At 39.3% G+C, this 1,666-nt stretch carries 1 protein-coding gene; it reads right to left on the bottom strand.

Annotation, left to right across the window (positions count from 1 at the left end; genetic code table 11):
- Positions 1-1,457, bottom strand: a 1,457-nt coding sequence (locus TD18_RS16410) for an HYR-like domain-containing protein (RefSeq protein ID WP_152611408.1), incomplete at its 3' end; no start/stop codon positions are given.
- Positions 1,458-1,666 lie beyond the last annotated feature (209 nt).

Raw genomic sequence — 1,666 nt, 5'->3', positions numbered from 1 at the left:
GTGAAATTCTCTAACGGATCTAAGATCGCTGCTGGTGCTGGTGTTACTGTATAAACTTTCTCTGCGTTAATGGTACGTCCACACTCATCTGAGAATGTCCAGTTTACTGTAATACTTCCTCCACAAACTGTGAAATCTGCTGTTGCATTCCCTGGTACTGAACCTTGAATTGAACAGGCACTCTTTGAAACGCCATTACTGTATGCTAAATTTGGTGCTTGAAAACCAAAGGCTGCCTCACATGAAATTGTCTCTGGTGAGACTGGTGCAAACTCTGCCATTGGTGCAGGTAAAACTACAATTGTCTGACTCTCTGATACTGAGTTTCCACAATCATCTGTTGCTGTCCATGTTCTTATAAGCTCGCCACCTTCACAGGCTAATCCTAAATTGTCATCATTCGTGGTAAATACAACCTGAATGTTATCTTTACAATTATCGGTTGCTGTTACGTTAGCTGGTACTGGTATCAAATCAATACAAGAAACTTCCGTATCTACTGGAACTCCACTTAATACAGGATCCTCTGAATCACCTCCCATATACTCAATAAAGATTGGTGAAGCAAAATTTCCACATGAATCTTGTATCGTATATTCAAAGGCTGATAACCATTTACAATCATCGTTACCCTTTTCTGTTGCTAAAGATTTTGTTACTGTTACTGTACCACAATTATCAGAAAACAACGCTGCTATTTCTGCCTCTGTTGGGCCTAATGGCTTGTTATCATAACATAAATTTAATCCTGTTGCTCCTGTTGGAACTTCTGCCCCTTTATTTAATTGTGGTGCTTGGGTATCGCCTCCACTATAGTTTATATCTAATTCTGCGGCCATGTTACCACAAGCATCCATAATCTGATACTTGTAATTTGCAGTCCATGAACAATCATCACCTTGTGGTGATCCAAATTTGGTTACGGTAATATCACTACAATTATCTGAATAAAGTGCAGCGATCACTGATACCTTTGGACCACTTGGTGCCTGAGAAAAACATAAGTTTAAGTTCTCTGCTCCTGTTGGTACTTGAGCGCCATCATTTAATGATGGTGGTGTTAAATCACCTCCTTGGTAATCAACTTTAATCTGCTCTTCAAAAGAACCACACTTTACATCGTAGGTGTACTCGACAAACCATCCACAATCATCGCCTGACATTACTGCTGTCTTGACAACCTCTGCTGGTATATCACCACATTGATTTAAATATAAGTTCGCCACATCTGCCTCACTTGGGCCTGGAGGGGCGTCTTCCTGGCAGCGATCGAAGAAAGTACTTCGCTCTGCCGATTGTGCCATCACTGAACTTATACTAAACGAAAAAAGCATGAGAAAGGCTATCGCCTTCATGCTACTTCTTTGTCTGGTAATAAAATCAATGCTACAACACGATAAATTTGTAATAGTCTGCCAGATTGAGGCGCGACCACCACTTCGGGTAAAATTGCTCATAAACATAACATTTGGTTTTAAATTAAAATTATCTTAACATTTATATGTGACAATACATAAACTACTGTCAGCTAAACCGCAATCGAATCGTTGCGAATAAGCCTTAAACTATAATATCCTGAATATTCAGAACATCGCCAGAACTAAATCCCAGCTGTAAATAAATGCTAATAATCAATTGTTGTGCTATCAAACAATTTTTTGGTAAG

The sequence above is a fragment of the Psychroserpens mesophilus genome, from assembly GCF_000826645.1.
GTDB lineage: Bacteria > Bacteroidota > Bacteroidia > Flavobacteriales > Flavobacteriaceae > Psychroserpens > Psychroserpens mesophilus.
The sequence above is the reverse complement of the archived record's forward strand: the minus strand, read 5'-3'. Positions and strand labels throughout refer to the sequence as shown.